The following is a 4,291-nucleotide window of genomic DNA, read 5'->3' as shown; positions in this document are numbered from 1 at the left end:
CCACCGAGTCGAACAAAGAGGAGGGGGTCAGAGCGCGTGCGGCGTCGTGGACGAGCACGACCTCGACCGATGCCTCGAGCTCGGCCAGTCCCGCGGCCACCGATCGCTGCCGGGTCTCGCCGCCGGCGACGACCGTCACCGGAGCGCCGAAGGCCGACGACGCGAGCGTGCGTGCGTCGTCGACGAGTTCAGCTGGGGCCACGACCACGACCTGGGGTCGCTCGCGCATTCCGGCGACGGAATGCACCGAGCGCTCGAGCAGCGTCGAGCCCCCCAAGGTCACGAAGGCCTTGGGAAGCTCGGCGCCGAGGCGCGTTCCAGTGCCGGCGGCGACGATGACCACCGCGACGCGGGCCACGGAAGCGGCGCCTTAAGAGGCCAGAACCTCGTCGAGCAGGCTGGAGGCCTTCTCGTCGTCGGTCTTCTCTGCGAGAGCGAGCTCGGAGATGAGAATCTGACGTGCCTTTGCAAGCATGCGCTTCTCACCCGCCGACAGCCCGCGATCCTGATCACGACGCCAGAGGTCGCGAACGACCTCGGAGACCTTGATGACATCGCCGGAGGCGAGCTTCTCAAGGTTCGCCTTGTAGCGGCGCGACCAGTTGGTGGGCTCCTCGGTAAAGGGAGCGCGCAGCACCTCGAACACGCGATCGAGACCTTCTTTGCCGATCACGTCGCGAACGCCGACGAGGTCGACGTTCTCGGCAGGGACCTCGATTGTGAGGTCTCCCTGCGTCACGTTGAGCTTGAGGTACAGCTTCTCTTCACCCTTGATGATTCTCTTCTTGACTTCGGTGATAGTCGCAGCGCCGTGGTGTGGGTAAACGACGGTTTCGCCAACCTCGAAAAGCATAGATTGATGTCCCTTCAGCAACTACTAGGATACCACACGAGGCACGTGCTAAGGTTCGCCCTCACGCGCCTGAGCGCCCGCACGCATACGCTAAACTCGAAGCGCATTCCGCTCCTCTCACGGCCGTTTCCAGGCCGGCGGAACGATCTGGAGGGTCCTCAGTGAAAGCTCGTGTCGTGGCATCCGTCGTCCTAGCCCTGGCAATCGCGTTCGGAACGGCGGGCTGCGGATTCTTCGCCCCGCAGGCCACGACGAAGCACTACGACGCGAGCGACGGGGTGAGCGGCAACGTCGGCCAGATCGACGTCCGCAACGCCATCATCGTCACCGACACCACCAACGGCACGGTGGGCAACCTCGTGGTCACCCTGGTGAACAACGACACCAAGAGCCACCGCATCCAGATCGAGGCCGGCGACTCCGCCGCATCGACCGCCTACGTCACGGTTCAGCCCGGCGAGGTCAAGCAGCTGGGCACCGAGCCCAAAGCGTCGACCGGCAACGTGCTGCTCAGCAACTTCTCCGCCCTCCCGGGCAGCCTCTACCCGGTGTTCTTCCAGTACGCCGACAACACCGGCGTGCAGCTGAAGGTCCCCGTGCTCGACGGCCAGCTCCCCGAGTACCAGTCGCTCGTTCCGCCGTCGATCGTCCCCTCCCAGGGCTGACGCCCGGCTGACGCTCAGGAGTTGAAGCGGTAGCCGAGCCCGCGTACCGTCACGAGCATCGACGGGTCGGACGGGCTCTCCTCGATCCGTGAGCGGATGCGCTTGATGTGCACGTCCAGCGTCTTGGTGTCGCCGAAGTAGTCGCTGCCCCACACCCGGTCGATCAGCTGACCGCGGGTGAGCACGCGTCCGGCGTTGCGCAGCAGCAGTTCGAGCAGCTCGAATTCCTTGAGCGGCATGGAGATCTCGCCCCCTCGCACGGCAACCGTGTGGCGGTCCACGTCCATGCGGACGGTGCCGGCCTCGAGGATGCCGTCGTCCTCGATCTCCTCCGCCTCGACCCGGCGGCGCAGAACGGCCCGGATGCGCGCGAGCAGTTCACGCGACGAGTACGGCTTGGTCATGTAGTCGTCGGCGCCGAGCTCGAGCCCGACCACGATGTCCACCTCGGAGTCCTTCGCCGTGAGCATGATGATCGGCACGGACGAGCGCGTGCGGATTTCACGGCAGACCTCCGTTCCCGGGATGCCCGGCAGCATCAGGTCGAGCAGGATGAGGTCGGCGCCGTTCTTGTCGAACTCGGCGAGCGCCGTCGGGCCGTCCTCGGCCACGTTCACGTCGTAGCCTTCGCGCTTGAGCAGGTAGGCCAGCGGTTCGCTGAGCGCTGCTTCATCCTCGACGAGCAGGATGGATGTCACGTGGGTTCTCCTATCGGGGGACGGGCGACGGTCGATGCTTCTGGCAACCGGATGGTGAAGGTGGAACCGCGCCCGGGCTGTGACCAGACGCGCACCTCTCCTCCGTGGTTCTGGACGGCGTGCTTGACGATCGCCAGGCCGAGCCCCGTTCCGCCAGTATGGCGCGAACGCGCCTGGTCGACGCGGAAGAAGCGCTCGAACACGCGGTCGAGGTCGTCTTCGGGGATGCCTTCGCCCTGGTCGGTCACGGCGATCTCGACGACACCGTCGATCGATCGCACCCCGATGCCGACGCGGGAGTCGTCGGGCGAGTACTGGATGGCGTTCGAGACGAGGTTGTGCACGGCGGTCACCAGCAGCGCCTCGTTGCCGAGCACTTCGGCCGACTTGTCTCCGCGCACGGCGAGCTCGATGTGCCGCGCCTCGGCCGCCACCCGGTTCTGATCGAGGGCGGCGGACACCACCTTGTTGGCCGACAGCCGCTCGGCGTTGCTGAGTGCATCCGCGGCCTGAAGCCGGCTGAGTTCGATGATGTCCTGAGTGATCCGTGCGAGGCGGTGCGACTCCTCGGTGAGCCGGAAGGCGAACCGTCTCACCTGTTCGGGATCGTCGGACGCGTCGTCCAGCGCTTCGGCGAGCAGGCCGACGGCGCCGATCGGGGTCTTGAGCTCGTGGCTGATGTTGGCGACGAAGTCGCGGCGCACGGTCTCGAGGCGGTACGACTCGGTGCGGTCTTCGGCCAGCAGCAGGATGTAGCGGCTGCCGAGCCGCGCGACCCGCACGCTGAGATAGATGCTCGCGTCTCCGAACGGACCGCGGGCGAGTTCGCAGTCCTGGGTCACCGGGTCGCCGGTTCTGCGCACCTGGTTGACGAGGTCGACGAGATGCGGATGCACGAGCGCGCCGTTCCACACCAGGCCGATCGAATGCGCGCCGGGTGACGCCTTGATGACGTTGTTCGACGGGTCGAGGACCACGCCCGCCGATTCGAGTGCGTCGAGCACCTGGTCGACTCCGTCGGGCACCGTCGGGCTCACCACGGCGACGGCGTGATCTCCTCGGCGCGCGGCGATGTGCAGCATCCACACGAACCCGGCGCCGACCACGAGGCCGAGTGCCAGAGACAGCAGCACCAACCAGGCGGAGTCCATGAATCCAAGAGTACGCAATGGGATCGAATCCGATCGACGCAATCGGTAAGGAAGCGCTGACTTTCGCGGGTACTTTAGACAGTGTTCAGGCGTACGGCACCATTCGTTAACCTGACGAAGGGAACATGCTGAGCAGGGCTAGAAGGCCCCGCTATCTTGCGTGCGCACGCACGCCAGGAAGGACCACACCCCATGCGCGAAGTATTCCAGCAGGAGCTTGCCGAAGTTCAGGATCGTCTCGTGGAGATCGCCGAGCTCGTCGTCATCTCCATCCAGAATGCGACGCAGGCGTTCAACAAGTCCGATGTCAGCCTCGCCGAGGAGGTCATCGCCAACGACAACAAGATCGACGAGCTCACCGTTCTGCTCGACGAGCTGTCGATCCAGATCCTCGCCCGCCAGCAGCCGGTCGCCCGCGACCTGCGCATCGTCGTGAGCGCGCTGCGCATCAGCGCGTCGCTCGAGCGGATGGGCGACATGGCCGAGCACATCGCACAGCTCGCGCGCTACCGCTTCCCCGACAAGGTCGTCCCCAAGAGCCTGCGCGGCACGTTCGCCGAGATGGGCCGGCTCGACGTGCTGATCGCGACGAAGCTGGCGGAGCTCCTGCGCACGCAGGATCTCGCCCTCGCCGAGGAGATCCGCAATGAGGACGACGAGATCGACGAGCTGCACGTCAGCGTGTTCGACAAGGTGCTCGGCGAGACCTGGAAGGGTCAGGCCGTCGACACCGTCGATGCCACGCTGGCCTCCCGCTACCACGAGCGATTCGCAGACCACGCCGTCTCGATCGCCAAGAAGGTGCAGTACCTCGGCACCGGAGACTGGGCTCCCGAGCTCGCCTCCTGACCGTCTGCGCCCGGCCGCTCTGCATCGAGTCCGGACTTGGTGGGGGGCTGCGCCGGGCGGGGGCCCAACCAGTGC

General features: G+C 66.2%; 6 protein-coding genes. 2 read left to right on the top strand and 4 right to left on the bottom strand.

Annotated features, from left to right (window positions below):
* A partial coding sequence (locus tag ACFVV5_RS19070; protein WP_387247261.1) for a 2-C-methyl-D-erythritol 4-phosphate cytidylyltransferase occupies positions 1 to 358 on the bottom strand: 358 nt, incomplete at its 3' end.
* 12 nt (positions 359 to 370) lie between these two features.
* Entirely contained in the window at positions 371 to 853 is a 483-nt protein-coding gene (locus tag ACFVV5_RS19065; RefSeq protein WP_021763858.1) for a CarD family transcriptional regulator, read from the bottom strand.
* A gap of 176 nt (positions 854 to 1,029) precedes the next feature.
* Between ACFVV5_RS19065 and ACFVV5_RS19060 the strand changes: the two genes are divergently transcribed.
* Entirely contained in the window at positions 1,030 to 1,518 is a 489-nt protein-coding gene (locus ACFVV5_RS19060; protein ID WP_387247259.1) for a hypothetical protein, read from the top strand.
* A gap of 14 nt (positions 1,519 to 1,532) precedes the next feature.
* Here the strand turns inward: ACFVV5_RS19060 and ACFVV5_RS19055 are convergent, their stop codons facing one another.
* Both ACFVV5_RS19055 and ACFVV5_RS19050 read right to left on the bottom strand, forming a co-directional pair.
* Positions 1,533 to 2,216, bottom strand: a complete 684-nt coding sequence (locus ACFVV5_RS19055; protein ID WP_387247257.1) for a response regulator — start codon at positions 2,214 to 2,216, stop codon at positions 1,533 to 1,535.
* Positions 2,213 to 3,367, bottom strand: coding sequence for a sensor histidine kinase (locus ACFVV5_RS19050; RefSeq protein WP_387247255.1), 1,155 nt, complete (start codon positions 3,365 to 3,367; stop codon positions 2,213 to 2,215). The genes ACFVV5_RS19055 and ACFVV5_RS19050 overlap by 4 nt, the downstream gene beginning before the upstream one ends.
* Before the next feature lie 192 nt (positions 3,368 to 3,559).
* Between ACFVV5_RS19050 and phoU the strand changes: the two genes are divergently transcribed.
* Entirely contained in the window at positions 3,560 to 4,216 is a 657-nt protein-coding gene (phoU, locus tag ACFVV5_RS19045; protein WP_387247253.1) for a phosphate signaling complex protein PhoU, read from the top strand.
* Positions 4,217 to 4,291: the final 75 nt, after the last annotated feature.

The sequence above is a fragment of the Leifsonia sp. NPDC058248 genome (assembly GCF_042881905.1).
In the GTDB taxonomy this organism is placed as follows: Bacteria; Actinomycetota; Actinomycetes; order Actinomycetales; family Microbacteriaceae; genus Leifsonia.
This window is presented reverse-complemented; position numbering and strand designations above follow the sequence as displayed.

What these genes read in the sequence shown, in the direction of transcription:
- ACFVV5_RS19065 (WP_021763858.1), bottom strand. Translation starts at nt 853, where the DNA reads ATGCTTTTCGAGGTTGGCGAAACCGTCGTTTACCCACACCACGGCGCT.
- phoU (WP_387247253.1), top strand. Translation starts at nt 3,560, where the DNA reads ATGCGCGAAGTATTCCAGCAGGAGCTTGCCGAAGTTCAGGATCGTCTC.
- ACFVV5_RS19050 (WP_387247255.1), bottom strand. Translation starts at nt 3,367, where the DNA reads ATGGACTCCGCCTGGTTGGTGCTGCTGTCTCTGGCACTCGGCCTCGTG.